The following is a 26,672-nucleotide window of genomic DNA, read 5'->3' on the forward strand; positions in this document are numbered from 1 at the left end:
CTCCCAGCTTTGGCCAATCCGGCAGCTAGCCGTTGGACACCTTTTCAACGTAGGCATCCATGAACCAGTCAGGGACCTCATCAACCCTGAACTCAAGGTCCGTCCCATCCGTAACTTCGGCCAGCAGCACCAGATCGGCACCGGAGTTATCGAAGATGTAGGCCCGGTCCGAAGCAGCAATAGCCACAGGCAGCAGGCTCAGGCAACGGCCGTAGCGCTGTACAATTTTTTCTGTGGGAACTGGGTGCCCACCTGCCGCGACACGGTTCCTGACCCTGTTGATATTGATGTCAGGGTCTTCAGTTGCCACAAAGTACAGGTAGGTTCGGTATCCAGACTCTCTTGCCTTGAGCATAAAAGCGATTTTGTCGTCGCTAGACATCACCGTTTCGAAGGTGAAAGACAGCTGGTCTTCGAGGAGCTTGTTCCGGATGAAGTCAGAGAGCACGGAGGCAAAATAGGAGTTCATCGCGACCGTCTGGAAATTCAGGCCGTTGCTGCTAAAGCCTATGTTGGTCGCCTCCTCATCGAGCCGGGCAGACCTGACCAGCCGATGCTCCCTAATGAAACCGAGGACCTCATCACCCTCAACTTCCAGTTGAAAATCACTGAACTCCAGACGACCGCTGTCTTTGGCAGCCTTCTCGATTTCATCCGGGTTAATGTAGATACCGATCAGGTGGGAAGGGATGGCACTTTTCATCGTGCTCTTGCCGGAGCCGTTGGGTCCAGCAAAGACCCTCAACCGAGGGACAGTCATGAGCAACGGCGCACCTTAATGACGCCACCCAGAGTCACTTTGTGCTTGGGCTTGGCCACCCGAATGACTTTGTGCTTACCGTCAGCAGTCGTTTCAACAAGCATGCCGTTCATGACTTCCATCACACTGCGGCCGGCAGCCAGGGCGTTGATATAGGCGGTATTGATGGCGCCTTCAGCCATGACCGGGATCTTATCCTCCAGTCGGCTCACCAGATCGTCACTCAACACTCGTTTGGCTTTCATATCGCGCTCCACGTTCTCAGAGCGTGCAGAATCTGCACTTAATCAGAATCTTAGCTACGTAAACCTGTTTGTAACAGGGCGAAAGCTACTTCTGTCAGCCTCCATTCTAGAGGAATGGCGTCTGGAACCATACCTTTCAAGAGATTTTCACGTTCGATGCATGACCGGTGGCATTTGAAGCAAGTGCCGCCCTTGGTGCAGCGCCCAAATAAGGGAAGCACAATCCCCCACCGAGTTGTTCAGCCGGTGGAAAAAACGCGCCAGCGAAGCGGCAATCGTTCTTAAACTGCATGGTCTGTGTCGATGCAGCCAGGTTGAGTGCAAACGGGCGATCAAGACGATGCAATCGCCCATAAGCAACAGGGTTACTGTGACACGCTCCGAAGCCGTTGCTGAATTCTCAACAGAAAACCGGCTTCGAAGGCATCTTGGCAGTCACCGACAGGAAAGGTCTTGCGCGTTTGCGCCAGTTCCCACCACAAAGGAATATCGGTCGTTGCCTCAAGCCAAGCCTGGGCACATTGCACACCACGCTCGATCATCGGCGAAAATTCGCTGCCCCAAGGTGTCAGAAGACTTGGGCAATCATCCGCCGCGGGAATTGAAATGTAGTTTTCGTCCATACGCACCCTAGATTTCTGATTTTATTGTTAGACACTGGACCCAGCCTCGAAATCTTAACGACACCAAATGAACGCTCGATAACAGGCATGGGCACCAAATGTCCTAATTCAATGCCAATGTAGACTATATCCCGTGGATTGAGAGTCCCTCAAGGCGCAATTTGCGCGCATGACTCAAGACTACGAACAACTTCGTCTGCAACTGGCGGAGAACATCCGCTGGATGCGGCGCGTAAAGAACCTTACCCAGGAGCAGCTGGCGCTCATGGCCGAGGTGGATCGCACCTACGTCAGCCAAATCGAACGATGCGCGGGCAACCCCTCGCTGTTGGTCCTGTGCAAACTCGCCAATATTTTCGAAATCACCACAGATCAACTACTTGTAGACCCCGATACCCTGCGCAGCTCCCTTCACGTCAAATAATAGTCCCACGCCTCACAAATCCGATAGATCCGCCTTCATAATTCCCACTGACAGTCTTCAGTCCCTAACCGAACCTGCCCAGGCCATACACCGAGAGCCTGGATAATGCCTGTTGCCTGCTCGTCACTTCCGCCCACAAAACTACGGCCCTTGGCGCTAAGCATTCTGCTGGCGTGCGGCCTAAGCATGGCGCTGGACACCGTCAGCATCACCTCCTCCGTGCTTTCGCCAAACTGTCTCGAATACAGGGTCGTCGGTATTTGTTTCTGGCTCCTCTGCACGCCCTTCGGCTGCACAGTCAAAACCTCGACCAAGGTTCGTCATTTCATTCCTGAACTGGTCGTCTCGAGCTACGCCACCACCGGCAATAACCCCTGGACCGAGATGACCACCCTCTCCGCTCCCATCAGCGGTGCAGAAGGTGGCGGCAACCTGATCACGCCGAACGCCCGCCGCGACAACCTGCCTCGATTCAAGAACGTTGATGGCATCGGCCACCCCGGTGGCTGGGTCGCAACGCAACTGGCTTCGCAATCCGGCTATGCCTGCGCCAGCGGTGCAACTGCATTAATGCCTTACTACCTGAGTACCCTGGACTCACTGGCCTGGCGCCATGGCATCCCAGAAAGTTTCTACCCCGAATCGCTCATGCCGGGGATCCGTGAAATTGGTCGTCAGGTCTCGGGAAACATGTGGGGCAACGTTTATCCCCGGCAGGGCTTTCTGGTACAGCCCGACGATTTCAAGGCGGCCGCAGTCATGGCGCAACGCGCCGGCGATGTGATTACCCACAACTGGCAGCCGCATGTGTACTTACCACTCACGCCCGCCAAACGCGACGGCTACTGGCCGCCTGGCCCGATCGTTGAAAACGACGCTTCGACCCACAAATGGCAATTGCTCTACCCCCAGGTGCAGCCCACGTGCGCCATCTTCCCCAGCGATCCGGTACAGAGCGCGGATGGCGGCTACGCCTGGTCGCTGTGGCGTCCCTATAGCTGCTGCAAACGTGAGGGACAGACCTTCCTGTTCAGCATCGACTTCGAAGGAGGTGCTTCATGAGTCGGCTTCTCGCGCGGCCCTGGTTGGGCACGATGAGTCTGTTGCTCTGTGGACTGCTCGCCATTGCCACACATGCCTACGCCGCCGAGGGCGATTACCGTCTGGGTACTCAAGGTGAAGTACTCGACGACCGAGTGATGTACACCATTGGTGGCGGCTCGGCAGTGGGCTCACCGAGCTCGCTCTATCGACCCAGCGGTCTCGGCGTCGGCGGCTCCTGGCGAGCGAACATGATGTGCGGAAACATGAGCCTCACCAACACCCTGCAAAACCAGCTGAACGGCGTCACCGAAGGTTTCCAGCAGATCATGGGCAGCATCGTGCAGAACGCGACCCAAGCGGTGATGTCGCTGCCGGCGTTGATCATCCAGCGCGCCAACCCCGGTCTGTATGAGTTGCTCAGTAACGGGGTGATGCAAGGTCGGATCGACTTCGACCGCTCCAAGCTAACCTGCCAGGCCATGGCCGAAAAGATGGCGGATAAGGTCGGTCAAGCCGGCTGGGGTGCGCTGGCCAAAAACCAGGAGATGCAGGGCAATCTGGAGCAAACCGGAGGTGATGCGGTGGCAGCGGTGAAAAACACCGAGGCCCATAACGGCAACAATGGGGTGTCCTGGGTCGGCGGTTCGAAGGCCGGAGGTAACGGACAGACGCCCATTCGGGTGACCGCCGACGTGGTCCGCGCAGGCTATAACCTGCTGCATAACCGTACGGTGGATGACAGTGCCTCGATCAGTAGCAGTGATTGCCTGGGAGGGGCTATTTGCCAGACATGGGCTTTGCCCCAAGAGGAGTCCGACTGGGCCGTTCGGGTGTTGGGCGAGAGCGAAGTCGCGACCTGCGACAGCTGCGAAACTCTGCGTGCGACCGCTGGCAGCGGACTGACGCCGCTGATCCAGGAGGCCTATAACGAGCGCCTCAAGGCCCTGCAAGGGCTATTGTCTGGCTCTCTGCCGCCTACCCCTGACAACCTGGCGAAAGCCTCCAGCCCGATGCTGCCGGTGACCCGTGGTGTGGTCGAAGCCCTGCGTGACGACCCCGATCAGGACCTGTTGGCGCGGCGCCTGGCCAGTGAGACGGCCTTGTCCAGTGTGCTCGACAAAGCGTTGCTGCTACTGCGCACCCTGCTGGCGGGCAGTCACGAACCGAACATCGCCTCAGCCGAGCCGGCACAGAGCGCCTTGACGAAAAACATCGACACCCTGGAGCGCGAAATACGCCTGCTGCAGACCGAACTGCAGGTCCGGCAGATGCTGGCCACCAACACCGCCAGCCTGGTGCTCGACCGGCATGCCGGTGGTGCCGACGCATCGCGTACCGTCGAGCAAGGCGACCCCGAGCCCGGTCGACTCAATGATGCTGACGCCAGGCGCAAGTGAGCCATGAAACGCTCACCGCTATTCACTTTGCTTTCAAGTCTGGGGATTGCCGCAGTGATGATCCTGACCGCTGCACTGGTCGCATGGATCGGCCGCACTGCGCTAGGTAGTTTCGAGGCCTGGCAGCAGGCATTCGAATCCGTACGACCCTATCTGCGGGGGTGGCGTGCCCTGCTCTACGGCGCCCTCTTTGCGCTCTGGTGGGATCTGCTTCAGCGCTACCGACATCGACCCCAGGATCGACTGCGCGTGAAACGCATCGGGACATTAGGGCTCGTGCTCTTTACCTGCGTCGAACTCACCCGACTGTGAGGTCACCACCATGCTCCTGAGCACCAACAGCTACCTGGAATTTTACCTCTCCCTGCTGGCCTGGATCATTAACAACGGACTCTGGAGCGTCCTGTCCGACACCGGGCTGTTTGCCGCGCCCTTCGGCGCGATCATCCTCCAGGAATGGCTGTCAGCCCGTCAGCAAGGCGCGGATGAGGGAAACAAGGGATTGCTCTCGGTGCCGCGGATCGAGAACCGGTTGTGGCTGGCCTACATCGTCGTATTGTTCGGCTGCGCGCCGGTCTTTCCGTTGAGCCTCTCGTCAATGACGTTCGATGATGCGGCAAGTCAGCGCTGCGGCGTAAGTGTGGCCAAGCCAGCGGAAACCGCCTGGGGGACGACCTTCAATACCATCGGCGAACGCTCCGCCAACGTACCGATCTGGTGGTTTCTAGTGCATGCCTTGAGCAAAGGGGTAACCGCCGCAGCCACCGCCTCCATTCCCTGCGCACCGGATATTCGGCAGATGCGCATGGAGATCGACAGCTCGCGTATCAACAGCCAGGTACTGCTGCAGGAAGTCGCCGACTTCACCCGCGACTGTTATGGCTATTCCCGTTCTCGGTTGTTTACCAATCGCCCGCAACTGGACAAGGCACAAAGTCACGACGCGTCCTGGATCGGCTCAAGCTATCTTCTCGACACGCCCGGCTACTACGACACGGATCGTTCACGCACACCGCGAATCAGTTGGCCGTATGACGAAAGCCGCGATGTTTCCTTGCCGCGGCTGGAGAATGGCGCGGGCTACCCCACTTGCAAGCAGTGGTGGAGCGACAGCGGTGTTGGCTTGCTCGAGCGGTTGATCCAGCAGGTTGATCCCTCTCTGCTGACTCAGCTGAAAGGTTGGCTGACTGGCCGCTCGAGCAACGAGATCGAGGATGCCACCCTGCGCGAACTGGTCAGTCCGCGCCAGCAATCGATGTCCATGTCGCCCGGACAGGTGTACCAGGACTATGGTTCCAGCGCTCGTGGCGGCTCGATCAATCAGGGGCTTAATAACCTGGCCACCAATACCGGCTTGGCCCTCGGCTCCTTCAGCAACTTCCCGGCGATGAATGCGCTACGCGCCGCCCTGCCGATGGTGCAGGCTTTCCTGATCATGGGCATCATCATCAGCTTGCCGCTGATCTTGCTGGTCAGTACCTATCAGTTGAAGACCGTCATGACCGTGACGTTCGCGCTGTTCACCTTACACATGCTGACCTTCTGGTGGGAACTAGCGCGTTGGGTCGACTCCAGCATGCTCGATACCCTGTACAACCAGGTTTCGGCTTCCAATCAGGTGCTGTTGTCGCTGCCCACATCCGGGTTTATGGATGGGACTGTCACCGCGCAGGTGATCGAGTACGTGATGGGGGCGATGTTCATCGTGCTGCCGATGGTTTTTCTAGCCACCATGAGTTGGGCCGGATATAGCGTAGGTTCAGGCGTAGAAGGAATGCTCAGCAGGGGAACCCACGCAGCACAGACAGCGAGCTCTAACGGAACCTCTCAGTTGATGAGCGGTGCAAGAATTGTTTCGGGTAAATCGAGCTCAAAATAACCAAGAGGCTACTTCAGAGAACCCCATTTATCGTACCGCTCAGGCCAAGACGTTCTATGCACTGGATCATCGATATCGTCAATACCTGGAGTGTCTGAATCTTGAATTGGGATAGCTGCTAATACGACGATTGTGCACATCAGCACAAACAACCAGAAGCTAACAAAAATAAATGCTCCGAGCAGAGCCAACTTGGCAGCCAGAAAACTCCCGCGAACAAGAATTTTATCTGCGGGCATACCTACCGTCTCCGCACGCTCAACCACGCGGGATTCAAACGTTTTCAACCTGCGGTAACCACGCTTCACCGACATACCACAGACGTACGCCCAGCGGTGGACACGTGAACTCTGAACAGGTTGCTGAATCGGCATGGTCTCGCCCTCTTCTGAGCGTTTTCATGGTTGAGACAAGAGCAATAGCGTACTACTGAAATCGGCCCGTGCCTGACCGTTTATCAGTTTGCCCCAGCCGAAAAATCTTCACTGGAAGACAGAAGACAAGCTCCGTGAAACAGCGTCTCTACAGTCATTGACCCATACAAATCGTCCAGTTAAATACAAGGTACGGATCGCTGTTATCGACAGCACTTTCCCAGGTAGTCAGAACCTTCAAGGCTACGTCACTTCGATGATGGCTCTCCCCAAGTGCGATTAGCGTTCGGTAGCTCGCACGGTGACCGTTTCTACGGTGATGAACGCCTACTGCTCTCCTGAGCGCCTTTCGAGCTCTGCTCGTCAGGAAAACCTTCTTGATTTTCTTCAACCCACTGCGGGGAAATTTTTCCCGCACGGGACAGGTTTCTTCGCGTTTTCAACGGAGACATACCATGCCCGACTCACTTACACCGGAAACACTGAACACCCTTCGGTTGCCCATCGTGTTCACACCTGGCGCGTGGCAACGCGCAGTACAGCTCGAGCGTTCCGATCACGCTGGGAAGCTGCAGATCGATCGGTTGAGCCACGTATTGCGCGCAGCCTTCGAAGCCCACCTGGCCTATCCACAAAAGCCCTATGTGCTGTTCGAGGTAGTCCACATTGAACCAACCGATCACTTCGACCACGACCCGTTGCTGCAATTGAGTCTCAGCCTACTCCAAGAACCGGGTCAGCCTGGCGCCTTACTGATAGCGCTTACAGGAGAACACCAGCGCTAAGCGCAATTGGCGGCGCCCACCTCCACATTCGGACGGCATGCAGGCCTGCATCAATCCAGCCCATCACCCACCGGGGAACTCTCCCCCGGCGGGCAAGGCGTTCCTCCATTTTTCTCTCGAGGAAATTGCCATGCGCGATATCTACCAAGACGTAACTGACAAGATCGTTACCGCGTTAGACCAAGGCGTTGCTCCCTGGATCAAACCCTGGTCCTCAAGTGGCTCCGCTTACATCGGCCATCAACCCTACCCCATCAATGCCATCACGCGACGTCCGTATTCGGGCATCAATTTACCGCTGCTCTGGGCCGAGGCCAGGTTGCAGGGGTTCACTCAAGATCGTTGGCTGACCTTCAACCAAGCTAAAAAGGCCGGTGGGCACATCCGTAAGGGTGAGCACAGCACTCTGGCTGTGCTCTACAAGCCGATGGAGCGCGAGGAACAGACCGAGTCAGGCCAACCCGTACTCGATGAAAACGGTCAGCCCAAGGTTGCTCACTTCGGCATTCTCAGGACGCATTTTCTGTTCAACATCGAGCAAACGGAGGGGCTCGAGATGTTCAATCAAACCCTGCTCGAAACGGAACCGACCGATCCATTCCAGGCCAATAGCGTTGCGGAAAATCTGCTGTTAAGTTCAGGTGCACACATCGTTCATCGGCCTGCCGACGAAGCCTTTTACCACCCGATCAGGGATCTCATCCAACTGCCGACAAAAGCACAATTTCACGATGAAGGCGGGTACTACGCCACCGCACTGCACGAGCTGACGCACTGGACCGGGCATCACGCTCGGTTGCAACGTGAGGGGGTGACGTCAGCCTATCCGTTCGGCTCGCCAGGCTACGCGCTTGAGGAGTTGATCGCCGAGATGGGCGCTGCGTTTTTATGTGCTTACGCCGACATTCAGGGAGAGCTGAGGCACGAGGGCTATATCGATTCCTGGCTCGGCCTGCTCAAGGCTGACAAACGCGCGATCTTTCGCGCCAGTGGTCACGCCCGAAGCGCCTCGGAGTATGTACTCAACCTGGAGCAGAAACTGAAGCAGATGGTAATGGATGACTCACGATGCATGAACGATGGAGTTTGATTGTTACCTCACCGCTGCAATCGCATCACAGGGCCCAACGCGAGTTGGGCCCTTTTTTCTGCGCCCAGAAAAATCCCCATGCCGCGGGGCTCTGATGCAAAGAATCAGAGATGGGCACACACCCGCAGACTGTCATTCCGCATCCAGGTTCTGCGCCAGAAAATCCACCAGTTCAAGCGGACTCCGGCTGTCGATCACCTTGTAGATCAGATCGCGTTTACTGCGCGGCAACTTCTTGACCACGCTCTTCGCCGAGGCCCTGACGGCTTCGTCGGTCCCATGGATACGTGCCGCGAGCAGCAGCACGAGCGTGGCGTCAGTGAGGTTCATGGCAAGACCCAAAAAATAGGCACCGCAGTGTACCGACTCTTGTCTTTTCCATACCAGCCCTCAACAAACTGACGTGTAGCAGTATCGATAGTCCGATTGCCGCACAAAGGGACACGAGCCAAAAGGACGGGTAACGGTTGGAAAGGAATGGGGAGTCAAGGGTAAGAGCCCTATCCGAAAAGGCTAAAAGGCTACTGACCCAGCCACTTCCCGGAGGTCACGATGCTCAATCTGTTTCGCCACAAAAGGCAGAAGCCCACTCCACCACCGACCGTGAGCGTCGCCGAAGGTTACCTGCCCGTCGAGTCGGCCCTCAGTTTGTTAGCGGCGGAGCACCGCCGTCAGTTGCTCGATCGGATTTGGCAGTACACCGCCCTCTCCCAAGCGCAATTCACCCAGCTCTATTTAAACCCGATCCATCGCTACGCCGAACAGGTCCAGCAACTTCCAGCCAGCGAGACACACCACCATGCGTATCTCGGCGGCATGCTCGACCATGGCCTAGAGCTGGTCGCTTGCAGTTTGAAACTGCGTCAGTCGTATCTGCTACCCACCGGCGCCGCGCCCGAAGACCAATCTGCCCAGACTGACGCCTGGTCGGCAGGTATTGCCTATGGCGCCCTGTTGCATGACATCGGCAAGATCGCCGTGGACCTGCTGATCGAACGCCAGGATGGCCGTGTTTGGCATCCTTGGCAGGGCTTCCTGGATCAGCCCTACCGTTTTCGTTACATCAAGGGGCGTGACTACCACCTGCACGGCGCCGCCGCAGGCTTGCTCTACACCCAAATTCTCGACCGCCCAATCCTCGATTGGCTCAGTGGATTTCCGCCACTGTGGGCCAGTCTGCTGTATGTCCTGGCGGGCCAGTACGAACGTGCCGGCGTGCTCGGTGAGTTGGTGATGCAGGCCGACCGTGTTTCCACCGCACAGAACATCGGTGGTAACCCGAGCAAGGCGCTGCAAGCGCCGATTCATTCGCTGCAACATCACTTGATCAGCGGACTACGTCATCTGGTTCAGCACGAGTTGAAACTCAACCAGCCGGGTGCCGCGGGATGGCTGACCCAGGACGCACTCTGGCTGGTCAGCAAGACGGTCACGGACAAGCTGCGAGCCTATCTACTGTCGCAAGCGATTGAGGGCATTCCCTCCTCCAACCTTGCTGTGTTCGACGAACTGCAATCGCATGGGCTGGCCGAGTCGACTCCAGAAGGCAAAGCCATCTGGACCGCTCTTGTCGCTCAGGGGGACTGGCAGCAGACCTTTACGTTTTTGCGCATTCAACCGGCATTGATCTGGGGGAACGAAGACCGCCCAAAAGCTTTCAGCGGAACGGTGAGCATTGCAGTCGATGACCACCCGACTGACGCTCCGGCACCTGCACTAGCCCCCAAGGCAGGCGGAACAGGATCGCATCAAAACCAATCGCTGGAAGATCCTATGGCGATGGAGGATGCCGACTACCTCGGAACATTGCTGGATATGTTCGGAATGGGTGAAACCGAGGTGCGTGATACGCCGTCACAAAAAGCTCTCGAAATATCAAATTCCACTTCGGACAACCCTGGCCAGGCATTCCTGAATTGGGTCAAGGCAGGCATCCAGAGCCACAAGCTGATCATCAACGACAGCAAGGCTAAAATCCACACAGTGAGCGGCACTGTGCTATTGGTCACACCAGGTCTCTTCCAACGCTACGCGCAGGAGTTTCCTGGTATCTCACAGGATTCCGATCAAGAGATTGAAGAATGGCGTTGGGTGCAGAAGCAGTTCGAAAAAATGAAGGTCCACAGGAAACGGGAAGATGGCTTGAACATCTGGATCTGTCAGGTCCAAGGTCCTCGGAAGAAAGCAAGACTCAAAGGTTATTTGCTAGAAAGGCCGGAACTGTTGTTCGAAACGATGCCTGCCGACAATCCTTTTCTCTTGCTTGAACCAGAATGAACATGCACATATCGCAAGGTCTAGCGTCTCTAGATACAGAAGAATATCAAGCCCACACTCCTGCTGGTGAAAACAGAGATGCTCAGTTTTTGATCAATTCATTGCATCCTGTATACGTCGTAGTAAATAGACAGTTACCCACAGAAATATCCACGCGGTTTGTGGGTAACTTTTAATCTGATGCGATGGGTTTTTGAGCCCTACACACCACCGTAAGCGTACCGGGAACACACCTTCCGAACTCCAACATTTCGGGGTCAGATCATATTTAAGCGGACGCGATAACCCTTAACGTCAGGATTTCCATGCGCCAACGAAGCGCTTATCCCATGCCGCAAATTAGCGCTGACATTTCCAATGAGAACTTCGCGATACTTGGTGGACATTACCAACATGGTGACAAAAATTCAGAAACGCTCCTCATGGCCGCTCTGTAACCCAAGCCACACTGGCTACGGTTGGAGCAATCGAAAAACATCTATACCGAGCCCGTAAATCGGGCTTATAAATAGCGCAGTGTGACATCCCCGCTTTTCTTGCAGTCCCCGACACCGTATTCCTAGGAGTCCCAGAATGGCCACAGCCGACAAGGTAGAGCTGATTCTCGCCAAGGATGGCCCCCAGCTCAGCACAGACGTTACGAAAAAGCTCATGAGCGTTCATGGGATGTACAGCGACGCCGCCAGACAAACAATCAGGCGCTCCTTTTCAACGGTACGCAGGCTGAAAGGCATCGTCTTTCCTCACCGTGCCCGCTTCCTGTATCTCGACATGCACTACGGCATGTTGATGTTCTCCAACAGGCTTCTGGAAGCTCTGAAAGCATCCAACCACCACTGCTACTCCGGGCTCCTGGCCCTTACAGAGAGAGATGGCGTCTTACCATTGGGGCATTTCAAGACCGCATGCGGCGCTCCGAAGATGCAGAAGAAACAGGTTAATGCTGACCGCCTCCTGGAAAACCTTCTGGCCTCGAATCTTGCCAAGTTGGTTGATATCGATGGGATAGGGGAATGCGTTGCCCTTGGAACACTTCGCGAAGAAGACATCGATGTCCCTGGCCTCAAAGCCCGGCTGGTGACAGAGACCCTCGCGCTGAGCGCTGTGAAGGAATGGGCGCGCAGGCTAGGCGTTGGGGGCTACAACCAGGTAACCATCAGAGGAAATGATGTAGATCCTCCCAGCGCTGGCCCGAACTACTGGGATCTGACAGCCCCTTGCTATCTATACCCTCTCCTCGGCAAGTCCTCGGAGCAGAACAAGATCAAGCCAGGCTCATTTGTTTGCGACATCTACCTTGGTGGCAAGGTCTCTGAGGCTTGCATCGAGACGTTCATGAAGAAATGCCTGAACGTCCGAGGCTTCCCGAAGGTGTCCCCCATGCTGCAGATGTTTGTGGCGGACTCCTACTCAAGCGAAGCTATGAAGCGTATCAAGGGCAACGGTGCGATCGCCGCCACCATTGATACCCTCCTGGGTACGGAGGTTGCCCAGGCGCTGAAGCAACTGACCCAAACGTTAACTTCAACGGCGCAATCAGCGCGCGATCCAGACAAACTCGACAAGCTCTTCCAGACCCTTCTCAAAATCGAAGGCTCTGCGAGTACTCTCAGAGGTTGCCTGTTTGAATACGTAGGCGCCGAAATCGCACGGGAGTTCTACAAGCCCATCGACATCATTCTCAACCACAAGGTAGTAAGCCAGACCACAGGCGCAAGGGCTGAGATAGATGTGCTGGTCAAGGTAGATAGGAAAAGCCTGGTGTTCATTGAGTGCAAAGGGCACCGGCCAAACGGTGCCGTCGACGAAGCTGAAGTCGAAAAGTGGCTGAATAAACGGCTGCCCGTGCTCCGCGACTTTGTCAAAGCACACACTGATTACAAGGATTGCAAGCTGTCATTCGAATTGTGGACAAACGCATCACTGACCGATGCATCGAAAGATCTGATCACTTCCAAACAGGTGCTCACAGACAAATATGAACTAGGGTATCGGGAAGGCTTGGAACTGCTTTCGATCACTGAGCAGAGCGGGAACAAATCTTTGATCAATACGTACCGGCAACACTTTCGAAACCATCCACTTAACGTCTAGATCTGGGGCAGAACAGATCCTGATAAACGTAGGGCCACTGTTAGTGCCTGTCCACTCAGGCAGCCGCTCAGTCCTCGTCCGGCATGCAGCCATTGACGATCCAGCGCGGCTCCCCCTTGATCAGATTCAGTTCAAGCTCGGAACGCCCCGATGTTTCACGCACCCGCTGCAAAATTCGCTCGGGCACGGTGTACACCTGATCGTTATTCGCGCCTCTAAGCACCACTTTCAATCGCTCACCCACCGGCACGACTACAGCATTAAAGCCGATGTCACTGATTCGTGGATATAGAACTGGATGAGGGCCACCCAGACTGATGAAGCGATAGTTTTCCAGCCATTGAAAACGTAAGAGATTTCCATTATCCAACGGGAAATTCCCAATGCCGTCATAGCGCCGCAACGTCAGATTCATCGCATCGTCGAGATTCATCTGACTAGGCCTCACGGTTTTCTCACGGTATTTGAAACAACCATAAGGCGATGGCACTCTCAGCAGAAGATCAATCGTACCCCGTGAGTCATGGAGCCCTTCATCCAGCACGCGACAGCCTGGCTGCTCACTGTTTTCAGGCAAGGCGCAATTGTAGTTTTTCAAGTTTGGCCTCAATCCCATCCTTGCCATCGTCATTCGGGCATACTGCGTGACCGCCATGCCGGCACCTTTTTTGTACGAGTCGCCCAAGTCCGAGTGCGCTCCCGGTACTTCAATCGTCACAATCCGCTGCGGAAAGTAAAACAGTTTCGCCAGAGGATTACTTTCGTAGCCCTCATCGGCATCGACCACCAGCCCGAAAAACTTGCGAGTTTCGTTCTGAGCCACAAAGTGGTACGCGAACTCCAGATTCGCTGGTAACGCCAGATCCAGATAGTTCGCCATCCCGGTCGCTACCGTATCGAACAACAACGCGTAGGACCGCACTGTCAGCGCTTCACCCCACACGTTAACCAACGGCTTACTGGCCAACAGATTAAGGAAATATCGAGACGTCGCCGCCCCCCGACTGAAGCCGATGACAACGACACGAATCTCCCTGACCCCGGAATCCAGATTCGCAATTTTGGACTGTACGTCGGCCACGGCGCGACGGGCCGACAACCAGGTACTCCAGCCAATCGCCGAATCAAAGGGGCATGCCACCCAGGAAGGACAACCCGGACCCCGATAGTAAATCGCCGACAAAGCATCCACAGGGATAGATGCCTTTTCACTCCCCTTGCGAATTTCATCGACAACATCCTGATAAAGCCTGCCAACCACCGTGGCGTTTTCCGAGTCAGGAGTATTGAAGAGGTCGTTGTTGGTGCCATCAAACGCCACGACCAGGGTATATACACCCGACTCGCCATCGTTGACCCTCGGCAATATGAAAGAGGACATTCCCCCCAAGTCATGAAGCCTGGTTTTCTGCTCTTCGGAAATCGGCACTTCACGACTGCCGGAAAATAGACTGGAGCAACCTGATAACACCAGACAAAACAGAAGAACCGCGTAATTTCTTGGCAGCTTACTCACTCAAACGTTTCCCGCTAGCGGACATCGATCACCTGCGCCGAAGTCTTGATAGCTCTATATCGGCAGTACCAGTCGCTCCTTGATTGATTGCCAGCCTCGAGATGCCGCCCTGATATGGAGCGATGTCACGCCTGTGCCCAACCAAAGACCCAATCGGGGAGTCGTTCCGGGATACATGACTCAGTTGCAGGATGCTTGTGACCGCGAACAATTCACCCGCTACGACCATCGCGAGGCATGCTGTGTCCATTGAGCCAGGCTAACTGGAACCCTGAGCCATTGATCAACGCCGCCTCAGTCTCAGGAACGTTTGTTGTTGCTAATAGCCGACATCTCAGGACTGCCAAAAACGAAAGGAGTAACTGTGGAACTGGGCGCAGAACTGGTCGCGGTAGGGATGGCAGTTACCTGCTACCCCCCGCACAGATCCGTATGTGCGGAACTACCGCATACCGCGAATGGGTCAACAAGCAAAAGCTGAGCATGCGACAGATCCACCTCCCTGGAGACAAGTCCTTCGTGGATTTTTGTGGCAGAACAATGCCTGTGACAAACCCGGACAACGGAACGGTTAACCGGTTCGTCACCCGGTACGCCGCGCTGCCGACTCGCATCCGCCTTGATGATGCTAGCGTCCACGGCAAACCCTTCGCCCTTGACCAAACCTGCGTCCATGCAGCGACGCAGCACCTCATTGAACAACCAGCGAAACAAATCGCTGTCCCGAAAACGGCCGTGTCGATTCTTGGAAAAGGTCGAGTGGTTGGGGACTTCATCTTCAAGGCTCAACCGGCAGAACCAGCGATACGCCAGGTTCAATGGGCCTTCGCACAACCGCCGCTCTGAGCGAATGCCGTAGCAATAGCCCACGATCAGCATGCGAATCATTAGTTCGGGATCAATCGACGGACGCCCAATCGGGCTATAGAAATCGGCGAGGTAATGGCGCAGGTCGCTCAGATCGAGACACCGATCAATGCTGCGCAGAAGGTGATTGGCTGGAATGTGATCTTCAAGGTTGAACGAGTAAAACAGCCGATCCTGCCCACTCGATAACTGTCCCATCATGCTGCGTGATCCCCCTCCGACCAATGCAGAGATTTTGCCGGAGGTCAGCCAGAGGAGCTACTTTTTCAACAGAATCGGTCGATTGCTGCCGTTCGCATCTGGCGGAGTCGACCAAGTTTCGCTCACTTTCGACGACTTCCAAGTGGTGAAGATTGTTCTGCACCGAGGCAGAGCAACTGATTACAGGAAGGATGCTTTATACATATGAATCAATGTGTTACAGATTTTCTTATTACGTCGCAACACTATGGAAACCGCGATTTGTATAGGGCTACCGGTCCTTATTACGTGGTTTCATCGGGTGCAGTCGGGATGACGCAATCCATGCCGACGGGGCCTATGCCCATCCAGCTGCATGAGCAAGGGGGGCGCCGTGACCGATTTGTTTTTAGTCTGAGGGAGATCAACTCATCTGCTCGAAGTGAGCAGGTAGCGGTTCGACCAACGGATCCATATGTTTAACTGGTACCTGGCAAGCCTGATCGAACTACACGGGTGAAAAATATAAATGAGATGCAAAAAGCGGCGGCGGGGCTTCTTTACAACGCCAATCACGACATGGAATTGCTGAAGCAGCGAGCTGAGGTCAAAGACAAACTTTTCGAATTGAACAGTACCCGACCCAGCGACACGGAAGCCCGTACCCAACTCATAAAGGCCATCGTCGCCCGAATTGATGATGGCTTCACCATCGAAGGTCCATTTTACTGTGACTACGGCTACAACATTGAAATTGGGAAAAACTTTTACGCTAACACCAATCTGGTGATCCTCGACGGCGCCAAGGTCACGATTGGCGACAATGTTTTTATAGCCCCTAATGTGGGTCTTTATACAGCGGGGCACCCGCTTGATGCTGCCCGCAGAAACGAAGGCCTAGAGTACGCACTCCCGATTCACATTGGTCACAACGTATGGATCGGCGCCGGTGTTTCCATCCTTCCCGGCGTGAGCATTGGTGACAACGTAGTGATCGGATCAGGAAGTGTTGTTACACGCTCTCTGCCCGCGAACGTGGTGGCAGTCGGAAACCCATGTAAGGTGCTCCGCGAGATCACAGCGGCTGATGCTCAGGCCTTCAGCCAAAATGAAGGCCTGCCAAAGGGCGCATAACGGGACATTCGTCAAACCACCCCCTACAGACGAGCTCGCTGCGGCGGGCTTTTTGTGCTCGCTTAAAACCAGAGCCCGGCAGTCTGGTCTACCCTTACCGGTGCTCATGGTGTTGGCAGGTCGATGGACTGGAGGAAAGCTAGTGTCGTTACCGATCACCGCCCGGCAACTGAACGCCTTGCGAGCACTGCAACGCATCGACCCCGATTTGGGTGAACTGGCCACCACGATTGCGCTGGCGTTCGATCCGTCGAGCATCGAGAACCCACAAATGGCGCGGCTAATCCTTGAAAAAACTTGTCGACGGATTGTCGCCGGTCAACCGGGGAGTCATGAAGCGATGATCCAGCATCTGGAGCGCTTCGGTGACTTGGACTGTCTGTCACCTGAGCAGGTCAGTGACTTTACAGACCGGATCAGGAAGCATGCGTAATCATGCGCCAAGGTATCCACGAAGACGCGCTGCGCGCCATGCTCGAGGGCGGTGCGGTGCGCGATGTACTGGTCAATCGTCATGACGAGAAGTGGATGTTGGCCGTCCGTCTGGGCGGGGCCGGAAGTCGCTGGCTGCCCGTGCGCTCACGCCGCGAAGCGCTGCGCACCCGGGCGAGCCTGACGGCGGTGGGCGCTTTGCCGAGGCGGCAGGCATCCGGGTGTTCCAGGTAGAAGTTTAGTCGGCAGATTTACAGCCGACTGTCATCCGCCTGCTGGGCTCAAGGGAATGAACCGGTAAGTTCGCCTCATCCCCTGCAAGGAGCTCTTGCATGACGAAGGACGCGGTATTCACGCATTGCGTGGCGCTTGATCGCAGTAAACTGCTCTGTGAGCGGCAAATTGGCTGGGCGGGGCGATGGAGCCTTATGGGAGATTTCGTGATCTGCACCCAGTGCCAGGCGACACAGTCGATCAGCCTGGCGCATGAACCCTTTGATCATTTGCCCGCTTGTGCGGCTGCCGGGTACGGTCTGCACCCTGGCACGATCTAGCCCGTCTGTTGAGCCAGCTTCCAGCCGTTACCCACTGAATCACTGCACTGACAGGATCCGTTTCTGTTGCAGGTCAACGTCCCGGCGGGTAGCTACGTCTGCGAGGCATTCGCTTTAAAACTTCATCAAGATCTTACTCATCCGCAACAGTCTGCCGGCCAAAAGCTGACAGTCGTGGCCGCACTGTGACGCGCTGGCCCCAGTCGAGGCGGTGGGCATTCGATGCTTGAGCTCCACACGACATCCCCTGTCGGGACCGACAAAGACAACAAGAGTCTTGGCAAGCGCGTCTGCATTACAAACGTAAGCGTTCCGCCAACTCATCTTGCATGGCTGGGGTATTGCGCAGACTCGGCCTTTATCGGGGTATATGAATCCAAGCGACATGTTAGTGAGTGTTGCCCTCATCGATGGTCAGATGCTCAGGAAATCCATGCACACCGACGCCAAATCGCTCAATAAGCACCGTCATGGCGAATTGCTTTTTTAGCGTTACACGATTTTGTGAAAGGCAAAGAAAAAGGGCTACTGGTGACAGTAGCCCTTGATTTTAAGCATGAAATATTTTTGCACACTCTCATGCGGGGGTGTGGAGGTCTCACCCTACGCTGATGTCTAGATCATCCACGGGGTTCCTACGCCGGGTATATGCGACCATGACCGATTATGATCGACCGTTCGCGAAGCTACCTTTTACTGACGGGGAAGGTCTAAAGCTCGGTCTAAAGATATCCGCACCCACACCTTCTGTGTCTGACTCGTTATCGAGATGATTTTGCAACCAAAAGAATCGGCATGTTTCACGGTCATTATTTTCTGTTCCTTCTACATCGATACTACCAGAACTGGAGCATTTGCTCGGCCATCATTCGATCATGCAAAAAGGCACCCATATATGGACGACGATTACCCGAGCGATTAGACGGTATTAGGTATACACCCTGGTGAAGTCGTCCTACTATCGGCCGTAGGGCTTTGACATTGATCGTAGAAAGTAGCCTGAATCGTTTCGGTTGTGGCCATAGGCCTGATCAGCGACTACCCTCCTATAACAATGGGATATAAACGTGGCTTTAAAACATGCCAAATCGGCTGAGGTGGTCAGTCTGCTCAGCTCAGTCGACTCATCGCAGGCCCCGATCTCCCAAGCGCTCGTCAGCAGCCCAGAGATCGAGCTAATGCGTTTGATTCTGAAAGCTGGCAAAGAGCTTCCGCCTCACGCTGTCGCTGGTCCTATCACGCTTTACTGTCATCAGGGTTCGGTCGAAGTCCGGGCAGGTGGGGTCTGGCAGACGATGAGCGAAAGCGATCTGATGTACGTCGAAGGTGGGGCGGAGCATGCCTTGCACGCTCTTACCGACGCGATCGTTCTGGTGACTATCTTTCGACTGCCGGACCGATAGTCTATCTCCAACACGCGAACGATCAGCGCGGCACGGCACCGATACGGCCACTGCACTCACTTGTGCCTAATGAAAAGCGACGCTTCGTCCATTCACCGCTAACCGCACTGAAATAGGAGATCTGCGTTGGAAAAGACTTTCAGAATTCTCAGTTTCGCGGTCATCGCGCTCATGCTTGTGGCCTCTGTCTATGCCGGCGCCATCGGCATCTATTACTGGACCGGTATCGGCGTGTAACACGTCTCTGAGAGCATCCCATGAACAAACGCCAAACTCGCCTGTTCGCTGTGATCTCCACAGCCATCGCTGCTGTGGCTTTCCTGGGCATGACCTTGGACACCCACCGGCAATTCCCGGCACTGACACATTCCGAGAACATCACGCCGGCCGTTACTCGCGGCAAGGATGTCTGGCATGAGAATAACTGCATCAACTGCCACACCATCTTTGGCGAAGGCGCCTATTACGCGCCGGATCTGACAAAGATCTCTCAACATCGCGGCGCGCCGTACCTGACCGCGTTCCTGAAAGACCCGTCAAAATTCTATGATGAGAAACGGCATCGCCGGCTGATGCCCCAGCCAAATCTGAACGACCAGGAAATCTCGGACCTGATCGCCTTTTTCGACTGGGTCGCCAATGTCGACAACCAGGGCTGGCCACCGCGCCCAATCTTGGTAACCGGGTCCTCTATTCCAGGCACTACTCTCACAGTCGCGCAGCAGGATGCTTCAGGTCCCGGCAGAACCACCGACCCCATGCCACCCGGCGCCCGTCCGGTCAGTGGTAGCGATGACCCGATAGCTCTTGGCGAAGCGCTGTTCGGCACCGCCACACCAGTCTGCAACGCCTGTCATTCGATCGCCCCCGGCGTGAACCTCGCCGGCCCGACACTGGCCGGGATTGCTACCCGCGCGCTAGAAACCATAGCCTCGCCGGAATATGCGGGGAGCGCCGACAGCGTGGAAGCCTATATCCGCGAGTCGATCACCAAGCCCAGTGCCTATCTGCACCCTGGCGAGATGTACTCAGCAGGCGGTACTTCATTCATGCCGAACAACTACGCCGAGTCTTTGACCGACGAGCAGATCGACCAACTGGCCGCCTACCTGGCCACGTTCAAATAACAAGGTCGTGTTAGAGCTGTCGACGATTTGACCGGACATTATTTTTCAGGGGTGGGCAATGCGTTATAAATCACAGTCGGTCGCTTACTGGTACTTTGCCATCGCAATGGTACTTTTTGGATTGCAACTGGTGTTCGGACTGCTCTCGGCAGCCAAGTACCTGGGTCCGGATCCGTTGCTAAACATCTTGCCATTTGACGTCACCAAGACGATTCATACCAACTTGCTGATCGTCTGGGTACTGACCGGCTTCATGGGTGCAACCTACTGGATGGTGCCGGACGAATCACGCACTGAGCTGTACAGCACCAAACTCGCCTACATCCAGCTCGGTTTGTGGACAGTAATGGGTGTCACTGCCGTCATCGGTTATCTGTTCGGTTATGGCACCGGGAACAAACTGCTCGAGCAGCCGTTACCGCACAAGATCGTTATTGTTATCTGCATGCTGATCTTCCTCTACAACATCGGCATGACGATCAAGAAATCCGGCCGCTTCACCACCACCGAGGGCGTGTTACTGCTCGGCTTGGGTAGCGCGGCAGTGCTCTATCTGCCGGCCCTGCTGCATTACGAGAATTATGTGGTGTCGATCTACTACCGTTGGTGGACCATCCATCTCTGGGTCGAGGGCGTGTGGGAAATGATCCAGGGCGGCTTCCTTGCCTACTTGCTGATCCGTCTCTCCGGCGCCGATCGCGAGGTGATGGAAAAGTGGCTGTATGTGATCGTCGGCCTGGTTTTCATCGCCGGAATTATCGGTACCGCGCACCACTATTATTGGATCGGCGTACCCACTTACTGGCTGCCGATCGGCGGCTTATTCAGCGCGCTGGAGCCAGTCGCACTGGTGGGCATGGCGATGTACGCCTACTACGCTATGCGCCGCTCCGGGCTTGCACACCCGAACAAACTGGCTCTGCACTGGACCATTGGGAGCGCGCTGTTCACGATGTTCGGCGCCGGCCTGCTAGGCCTTGCGCATACCTTTCCCAGCGTCAACAAGTGGACTCACGGCACCCTGATCACCGCCATGCACGGACATGCGGCCTTCTACGGCGCATACGTGATGATCGTACTGGCGATGATCACCTACGCTATGCCCTCGATCACCCGCCGCGAGAATGTGGACGGCACTAACCTCGGCTACTGGGCGTTCTGGTTGCAGCTGGCCGGGATGTTTGGCATGACCCTGTCGTTCGGTACGGCGGGAATCGGCCAGGTCTACTTGGAGCGCATCCTCGGCATGGGTTATCTCGATACCCAGCTGAAGATCCAGGTGCATTTCCTGATGCTGGTAGCGACTGGATCGCTCTTCGCCCTTGGCGTTGGCATGTTCATCTACGACTTCTTCCGCTTCCCGCCGCGCCTGAGTGTGGGCGACAGTGAACCGCTGCCGATAACCACCACTAGCGCCGCAAGGCCAGGCTTGTGACCGATCTGCGAATGGCCGGCTCCGGACCGGTCGCCAAACACGCCGATGAAGCGCCCTGGTACGAAGCCAGCGGCGACGAAGTGATGATTTTCGAGCAATGCCACGCACGGCAGTTGGCCGTCATGCTCAAAGGCCCGACCGGCTGCGGCAAGACCCGTTTCGTAGAGCATATGGCTTGGCGCCTGGGCCGTCCGCTGGTGACCATTTCCTGCCACGACGACATGACTGCCAGTGACCTGATCGGACGTTTTCTGATCGGTAACCAAGGTACCCGCTGGGTCGACGGGCCGCTGACCCGAGCGGTGCGCGAAGGCGCTATCTGCTACCTGGACGAAGTGGTCGAGGCGCGCCAGGACACCATAGTCGTGCTCCACCCGCTCACTGACCACCGACGCATTCTGCCGCTGGACAAAACCGGCGAAACCCTCGAGGCTGCGGCCGGCTTCCAGCTGGTGGTCTCTTACAATCCTGGTTATCAGCGCATGCTCAAGGATCTCAAACCCAGCACCCGGCAACGCTTCGTCGCGTTGGATTTCGACTTTCCCTCCCCTGAGCGAGAGACACGCATCGTAATGCGCGAGAGCGGCGCCGACCACGCCATCGCCACCGCCCTCGTCTCGCTGTGCCAGCGGTTGCGCGCATTGCATGATCGTGGCCTCGCCGAAGTACCGAGCACTCGCTTGCTGATCGCCACCGCCCGTCTGATCGCCAGCGGCATCCCGGCGCGCGCAGCCTGCAACGCCGCGCTAATTTCGCCGCTGTCCGACGATGCCACACTGGTGGGCGCCATGCATGATCTGGTCGACATGACCTTCGTCTGATGGCCGAAGCCGAAGACGTCATCAGCGACGTCGCCCGCCATGCCACCGTGTACGTACAACGGCTCTGGCAACGCCGACGCAACGCGCTCAATACGGCGAGACCCATCGCTCTGGAGGATGTGGCCGAGCGACTCGACCTGTTAACTCACGCGGTCTTCGGTTGCAGCTATCCGCTGCGCATCGCTCAGCCACCGGCGCCGCCGACACTGCTGGCCAAACTCTTTCAGCGTGTCGAACGCCCCTATCGACAAACCGCCGTGCCCGCCACCGACGGGGTGCGTATCTGGCTGCCTGCTCATTTGGGCATCGCGGATTTTCAACAAGCGCTCCCGCGGTATCGCACCCTCGCTCTGCAACAGGCGATGCGTGCCTGGCGTGGCAGCGCCACGCTCCACGACGCCTTGGATACACCGCTGCAACGCAGTCTTTATCTGCTGCTCGAAGCCTGGGCCGCAGACTTTCAGCTGCTTGAACGTCTGCCGGGTATCGCCGATGCCCTGAACGGATTGCGCCGGCAAGCCTTGAGCGAAAGGCCGGCGCTGAGTCAGTTCTCTCCATCCCGTCAGCCGTTGGAGCGCTTGCTTCGGCAAGTATTGCAGCAGCGCTGTGGCGAGCCCATCGCTGGATTGCATCCACCCGTCACACCCGACGACGCACTGATTCAGGCGCGCCACCTGGCAATCACGTTGGATGACGGACAGCCATCGGCGCAGCCGGGCAAGCAACCCCTGCTGCTTGATCACTGGACGGGAGACCTGCGTTCGGCTCCCGACAGTCGCTCACACGACAATGACAACCGCAGCGAACCCGACCCCGCGCCAACCAACCCGCACGGCGCCCGCCTGTCACGCCGCCCCGAGGTGCGCGAAGCGGTGGAAGGCGAAGACGAGGAACAGCCGGATGGCATCTGGATGGTGCAACCCTCTCCTCCGCTGGAGCAGGCGGAAGATCCGATGGGCATGCAACGCCCCACCGACCGCGACGAGGCCACCCCGGCCGAGGAATACGCCGACTCTCTATCCGAGCTCAACGAAGCGCGCCTGGTGCGTACCCCGGGCAGTCCGAAGGAAGTTCTTGTTTCCGACGATCCGCCGGATGCCTGCAGCCTGCAAGCCGGCAACAAGTCGGAAAGCCATGCCGAACAGCTCAGTTATCCCGAATGGGACTACAAACGCGGCAGCTATCGCAACCCCGGCACCACAGTTCATCTCTTGCCGGCCCCGTTGGGAACATCGCAGTGGGTCACGCAAACACTGGAAACCCATCGATCGATGCTCGACGCCATTCGCCGCCAATTCGAGATGCTGCGCGCCCGCCGGCTACGTCTGCGCCGCCAACTGGATGGCGACGAGTTGGATCTGGACGCCTATATCGACGCCTTGGGTGAAGCGCGTGCCGGCTTGGACATGCCCCAGGCCGTCTACCAATCGCAGCGCAGCGCACGTCGTGACATGGCCATCATGCTGCTAATCGACGCCAGCGGCTCCACCGACGGTTGGCTATCAAGTAACCGGCGCATCATCGACGTCGAGCGCGAAGCCCTGTTGCTGATGTGCATGGCGCTCGAAGGCTTGGACGAACGCTACAGCGTGCAGACCTTTTCCGGCGAAGGGCCGGGCATGGTGACGCTGCGCAGCATCAAGGCATTCGACGAGCACTACAGCGAGGAAATCGGCCAGCGCATCGCTGGGCTCGAACCGGAACGCTACACCCGCGCCGGCGCCGCGATTCGTCACGCCAGCGGCCTGCTGATGAAGGAGCCGGCCACGCACCGGCTGCTGTTGCTGCTCTCCGATGGCAAACCTAATGATGTTGACGACTACGAAGGCCGTTACGGCGTCGAGGACATGCGCCAGGCCGTCAATGAAGCCAAGTTGCAGGGCATCTACCCCTTTTGCCTGACCATCGACCGCCAGGCCGCCAACTACCTGCCTAGAGTCTTCGGGGCCCAGCAATACGCCTTGCTGCCCAAACCGGAACTGCTGCCGGGCGTACTCCTAGAGTGGCTCAAACGACTGATATCGGCCTAATCGACACCGTAACGCGAGGAAATATTTATGCTCGAAATACAGGTGTATCGCTATAACGAAGAACAGGACTCCACGCCCTACATGCAATCAATGTCGGTGGCCGATGAATTCCGCGGGCGGATGGTGCTGGATGTATTGGAGCATTTGCGCGAAACCGATCAGTCACTTGCTTACCGTCGCTCCTGCCGCGAGGGTGTTTGCGGCTCGGACGGCATGAACATCAACGGTAAGAATCGTCTGGCATGCATCACCCCGGTTTCGGAGGCACTGGGCGGTTCAGACAAGCTGATCATCCGACCGTTGCCTGGAATGCCGGTGATTCGCGATCTGGTCGTGGATCAGAGTCTGTTCTTCAAACAGTACGAACGGGTCAAACCTTGGCTAATCAACGAAGAACCCGCGCCAAGTACTGAGCGCCTGCAATCTCCAGCAGAGCGTGCCCTGCTGGATGGCCTTTACGAATGTATCCTCTGCGGCTGCTGCTCCTCGCAGTGCCCTTCTTGGTGGTGGAACCCGGAGAAATTTATTGGCCCGGCGGGGCTGCTGCAGGCTTGGCGCTTCATCGTGGATAGCCGCGACACCGCGGCGACCGAGCGGTTGTCGAATCTCGACGATCCATTTAGCGTGTTTCGCTGCAGAAGCATTGGCAATTGCAGTTGGGTTTGCCCGAAGGGTCTCAACCCCATGGGCGCGATCGGCCACATTCGTAGAGAACTCACCAGACAGGGCACTTGAACGAGTGGCTGGCCTACACCCAGAGGCTTCTCACGGAAGAGCGAGCGCCGCGCAAGTGTCTGACCGAGTCCACAGCAGCCTCGGTGAAGGTCGTCAAGAGGTCTTGAAGATGATTTTGCATCGTCATTTCCATCATGCGCAGCCAGGCCACAGGCTGCCCGCTCCGGGTCTGTGGGCAGCGTTTTCTAGGGGCGCAAGTGGTACAGAGGTGTTTGGAATGCCGTTGCGCAAGGGTCAGCCTGGGTTGCCATCGACCCGCGCGCTGACCAGCATCGGCGCATACCGCCAGATGTAAAGCGCGAAGGCCACCGCCCAGCAGATCGCCGCTAACCAGAGGCCCATTATTGGCCACTGGCCAGAGAGGAACACCCGCGACGCGGCTCCGAGATTGAGCAGCACGAAGGCGCCAATGATGCCACTGGGTAACGCCAAAGAACGCCCGGTATGGCCGAGGGTGACTCGGGCGATCATCGCGAGGATCAGGCCGCTCATGGAGCCAACCGATAGCGCATGCAACGACGGGCTGGAACTGTCCAACAGACCGAAATTCCACAGCGCCAGACCTGCCGCCGCAACCACCAGCCAGAGCATCGCCAAGTGCAATGACCAAAGCAGCGGCACACGCCAGATAGCGGCGTCGTGCCAGCGCACCAACCGCAGCAGGTGGCCGGCGGCAATGGCGAGGAACAGTACACCGAGCAGCAGGTTTTGCTGCAACGCGACACCTGCGGCGTAGAACACCGCGATCAGGCCGGAACCGACCAGCAGCGCCACGTCCAGCCAGCCCAAGGGCTTCACAGCCGTGGTATGGCCCAAACCGCGCTGAGTGAAGAAGGGAATAACGCGTCCGCCAATAATTGACATCAACGTCGCCACCAGCCAAAGCCCGGCTAGTGTGCCTTGGCGCTGCAGGCCGTCGTCGCTTAGAGCAATTCCGCAGAGCACCATTACATTGGCGGAGATCATCAGGGTGAGAACGGCGATAATCGGGTAGTTGCGTTTCTGCCTGACGACCCAGAGCATGCGCACCATCAGTCCGGTTAAGCCGAACAGGAACATCAGGTCCAGCGGAATCATCAGAGCCAGGGGCAATCCGAACAGCCAGCCCAGACGTGCCAGCAGCCAGACGCCGGCCAGCACCATCAGCTTCTTGCCTGAAACCCCGGGCTGCCCTGTCCAGGTCTGCCCAGCTGTGAGCAGGAAACCTGCGACGATCGCCATGGCGAAGCCGAACAGCATTTCGTGGCGATGCCAGGATAGCCAGCCTCCGGTTGGCTGAAAACCGGGCCAGATGCCCGTCCAGGTGGCGACCCAGAGCGGAATCGCGAGCATCGCGAAGAAGCTGCCAGCGAGAAAAAACGGGCGAAAGGCAAGGCGCCACATGGGCGGAATACTCATGGCCTTTCGCCGATCGATAACTCGCACAAGGCCTCCTGAACTACTAAG

At 56.9% G+C, this 26,672-nt stretch carries 26 protein-coding genes and 1 pseudogene; 19 read left to right on the forward strand and 8 right to left on the reverse strand.

Translation table 11 applies throughout. From position 1 onward, the window contains the following. Positions 1–25: 25 nt before the first annotated feature. The 3 genes from F8N12_RS09900 to F8N12_RS09910 form a co-directional block, all read right to left on the reverse strand. Positions 26–760, reverse strand: a complete 735-nt coding sequence (locus tag F8N12_RS09900; protein ID WP_150580265.1) for a zeta toxin family protein — start codon at positions 758–760, stop codon at positions 26–28. Then, positions 757–1,005 carry a hypothetical protein gene (locus tag F8N12_RS09905; RefSeq protein WP_020300912.1) on the reverse strand — a complete coding sequence of 83 codons (249 nt, stop codon included), beginning with the start codon at positions 1,003–1,005 and terminating at the stop codon, positions 757–759. Before F8N12_RS09905 ends, F8N12_RS09900 begins: the two co-directional genes overlap by 4 nt. Positions 1,006–1,370: 365 nt before the next feature. Beyond that, entirely contained in the window at positions 1,371–1,628 is a 258-nt protein-coding gene (locus F8N12_RS09910; protein ID WP_096116162.1) for a LasR-specific antiactivator QslA, read from the reverse strand. A gap of 169 nt (positions 1,629–1,797) precedes the next feature. Between F8N12_RS09910 and F8N12_RS09915 the strand changes: the two genes are divergently transcribed. The 5 genes from F8N12_RS09915 (at position 1,798) to F8N12_RS09935 (ending at position 6,372) form a co-directional block, all read left to right on the forward strand. Then, positions 1,798–2,052: a helix-turn-helix domain-containing protein gene (locus tag F8N12_RS09915; protein ID WP_096116161.1), complete on the forward strand. Its 255-nt coding sequence runs from the start codon at positions 1,798–1,800 to the stop codon at positions 2,050–2,052. 105 nt (positions 2,053–2,157) lie between these two features. Next, a complete protein-coding gene (locus tag F8N12_RS09920; protein ID WP_150580266.1) occupies positions 2,158–3,114 on the forward strand; it encodes a TIGR03756 family integrating conjugative element protein in 957 nt (318 codons plus the stop codon). Next, positions 3,111–4,493: an integrating conjugative element protein gene (locus F8N12_RS09925; RefSeq protein WP_150580267.1), complete on the forward strand. Its 1,383-nt coding sequence runs from the start codon at positions 3,111–3,113 to the stop codon at positions 4,491–4,493. The genes F8N12_RS09920 and F8N12_RS09925 overlap by 4 nt, the downstream gene beginning before the upstream one ends. 3 nt (positions 4,494–4,496) lie before the next feature. Beyond that, complete coding sequence (locus F8N12_RS09930) at positions 4,497–4,805, forward strand: hypothetical protein (RefSeq protein WP_150580268.1); 309 nt, start codon at positions 4,497–4,499, stop codon at positions 4,803–4,805. 10 nt (positions 4,806–4,815) lie between these two features. After that, positions 4,816–6,372, forward strand: coding sequence for a conjugal transfer protein TraG N-terminal domain-containing protein (locus F8N12_RS09935; protein ID WP_150580269.1), 1,557 nt, complete (start codon positions 4,816–4,818; stop codon positions 6,370–6,372). 8 nt (positions 6,373–6,380) lie between these two features. Here F8N12_RS09935 and F8N12_RS09940 read toward each other — a convergent pair whose 3' ends face one another. Continuing rightward, positions 6,381–6,746 (reverse strand): DUF3742 family protein, encoded by a 366-nt coding sequence (locus F8N12_RS09940; RefSeq protein ID WP_150580270.1) that lies wholly within the window; start codon positions 6,744–6,746, stop codon positions 6,381–6,383. A 455-nt stretch (positions 6,747–7,201) separates the two neighbouring features. Here F8N12_RS09940 and F8N12_RS09945 point away from each other — a divergent pair, with 455 nt between their 5' ends. Further along, positions 7,202–7,531 carry a hypothetical protein gene (locus F8N12_RS09945; RefSeq protein WP_150580271.1) on the forward strand — a complete coding sequence of 110 codons (330 nt, stop codon included), beginning with the start codon at positions 7,202–7,204 and terminating at the stop codon, positions 7,529–7,531. A 130-nt stretch (positions 7,532–7,661) separates the two neighbouring features. After that, a complete protein-coding gene (locus F8N12_RS09950; RefSeq protein WP_150580272.1) occupies positions 7,662–8,621 on the forward strand; it encodes an ArdC family protein in 960 nt (319 codons plus the stop codon). A 132-nt stretch (positions 8,622–8,753) separates the two neighbouring features. On the opposite strand, the gene F8N12_RS09955 is transcribed toward F8N12_RS09950, so the two are convergent. Then, positions 8,754–8,951 carry a hypothetical protein gene (locus F8N12_RS09955; protein WP_007901093.1) on the reverse strand — a complete coding sequence of 66 codons (198 nt, stop codon included), beginning with the start codon at positions 8,949–8,951 and terminating at the stop codon, positions 8,754–8,756. A 222-nt stretch (positions 8,952–9,173) separates the two neighbouring features. On the opposite strand from F8N12_RS09955, the gene mobH reads away from it, so the two are divergent. Together mobH and F8N12_RS09965 are read left to right on the forward strand one after the other, a co-directional pair. Further along, entirely contained in the window at positions 9,174–10,898 is a 1,725-nt protein-coding gene (mobH, locus tag F8N12_RS09960; RefSeq protein ID WP_150580273.1) for a MobH family relaxase, read from the forward strand. Between the two features lie 573 nt (positions 10,899–11,471). Next, a complete protein-coding gene (locus F8N12_RS09965; protein ID WP_150580274.1) occupies positions 11,472–12,992 on the forward strand; it encodes a hypothetical protein in 1,521 nt (506 codons plus the stop codon). A 67-nt stretch (positions 12,993–13,059) separates the two neighbouring features. On the opposite strand, the gene F8N12_RS09970 is transcribed toward F8N12_RS09965, so the two are convergent. Both F8N12_RS09970 and F8N12_RS09975 read right to left on the reverse strand, forming a co-directional pair. Further along, positions 13,060–14,508 carry a phospholipase effector Tle1 domain-containing protein gene (locus F8N12_RS09970; protein ID WP_150580275.1) on the reverse strand — a complete coding sequence of 483 codons (1,449 nt, stop codon included), beginning with the start codon at positions 14,506–14,508 and terminating at the stop codon, positions 13,060–13,062. Positions 14,509–15,087: 579 nt separating this feature from the next. Beyond that, a pseudogene (locus tag F8N12_RS09975) lies at positions 15,088–15,576 on the reverse strand (transposase); the annotation flags it as partial. Positions 15,577–16,071: 495 nt separating this feature from the next. On the opposite strand from F8N12_RS09975, the gene F8N12_RS09980 reads away from it, so the two are divergent. From F8N12_RS09980 to F8N12_RS10025, 10 genes are all read left to right on the forward strand, one after another. Next, positions 16,072–16,689: a sugar O-acetyltransferase gene (locus F8N12_RS09980; protein ID WP_224787693.1), complete on the forward strand. Its 618-nt coding sequence runs from the start codon at positions 16,072–16,074 to the stop codon at positions 16,687–16,689. Positions 16,690–16,831: 142 nt separating this feature from the next. Continuing rightward, a complete protein-coding gene (locus tag F8N12_RS09985) occupies positions 16,832–17,122 on the forward strand; it encodes a hypothetical protein (RefSeq protein ID WP_150580276.1) in 291 nt (96 codons plus the stop codon). Positions 17,123–17,124: 2 nt separating this feature from the next. Beyond that, a complete protein-coding gene (locus F8N12_RS09990; RefSeq protein WP_412072138.1) occupies positions 17,125–17,355 on the forward strand; it encodes a hypothetical protein in 231 nt (76 codons plus the stop codon). A 98-nt stretch (positions 17,356–17,453) separates the two neighbouring features. Further along, a complete protein-coding gene (locus tag F8N12_RS09995) occupies positions 17,454–17,675 on the forward strand; it encodes a hypothetical protein (RefSeq protein ID WP_150580277.1) in 222 nt (73 codons plus the stop codon). A 1,178-nt stretch (positions 17,676–18,853) separates the two neighbouring features. Continuing rightward, positions 18,854–19,078 carry a cupin domain-containing protein gene (locus F8N12_RS28225; protein WP_323055222.1) on the forward strand — a complete coding sequence of 75 codons (225 nt, stop codon included), beginning with the start codon at positions 18,854–18,856 and terminating at the stop codon, positions 19,076–19,078. Between the two features lie 257 nt (positions 19,079–19,335). Further along, positions 19,336–20,205: a c-type cytochrome gene (locus tag F8N12_RS10005; protein WP_150580279.1), complete on the forward strand. Its 870-nt coding sequence runs from the start codon at positions 19,336–19,338 to the stop codon at positions 20,203–20,205. 58 nt (positions 20,206–20,263) lie between these two features. Further along, on the forward strand, positions 20,264–21,640 hold the full coding sequence (locus F8N12_RS10010) for a cbb3-type cytochrome c oxidase subunit I (protein ID WP_150580280.1): 1,377 nt from the start codon (positions 20,264–20,266) through the stop codon (positions 21,638–21,640). Between the two features lie 11 nt (positions 21,641–21,651). Next, the gene (locus F8N12_RS10015; protein ID WP_150580314.1) at positions 21,652–22,461 is read left to right on the forward strand and encodes a CbbQ/NirQ/NorQ/GpvN family protein; all 810 of its coding nucleotides are present in this window, start codon (positions 21,652–21,654) and stop codon (positions 22,459–22,461) included. Next, on the forward strand, positions 22,461–24,491 hold the full coding sequence (locus F8N12_RS10020) for a nitric oxide reductase activation protein NorD (protein ID WP_150580281.1): 2,031 nt from the start codon (positions 22,461–22,463) through the stop codon (positions 24,489–24,491). Before F8N12_RS10015 ends, F8N12_RS10020 begins: the two co-directional genes overlap by 1 nt. A gap of 27 nt (positions 24,492–24,518) precedes the next feature. Beyond that, a complete protein-coding gene (locus F8N12_RS10025; protein WP_150580282.1) occupies positions 24,519–25,226 on the forward strand; it encodes a succinate dehydrogenase iron-sulfur subunit in 708 nt (235 codons plus the stop codon). Between the two features lie 234 nt (positions 25,227–25,460). Here F8N12_RS10025 and F8N12_RS10030 read toward each other — a convergent pair whose 3' ends face one another. Further along, entirely contained in the window at positions 25,461–26,651 is a 1,191-nt protein-coding gene (locus tag F8N12_RS10030) for an NnrS family protein (protein ID WP_150580283.1), read from the reverse strand. Positions 26,652–26,672: the final 21 nt, after the last annotated feature.

The organism is Pseudomonas fluorescens, assembly GCF_902497625.1.
GTDB classification, from domain to species: Bacteria; Pseudomonadota; Gammaproteobacteria; order Pseudomonadales; family Pseudomonadaceae; genus Aquipseudomonas; species Aquipseudomonas fluorescens_BQ.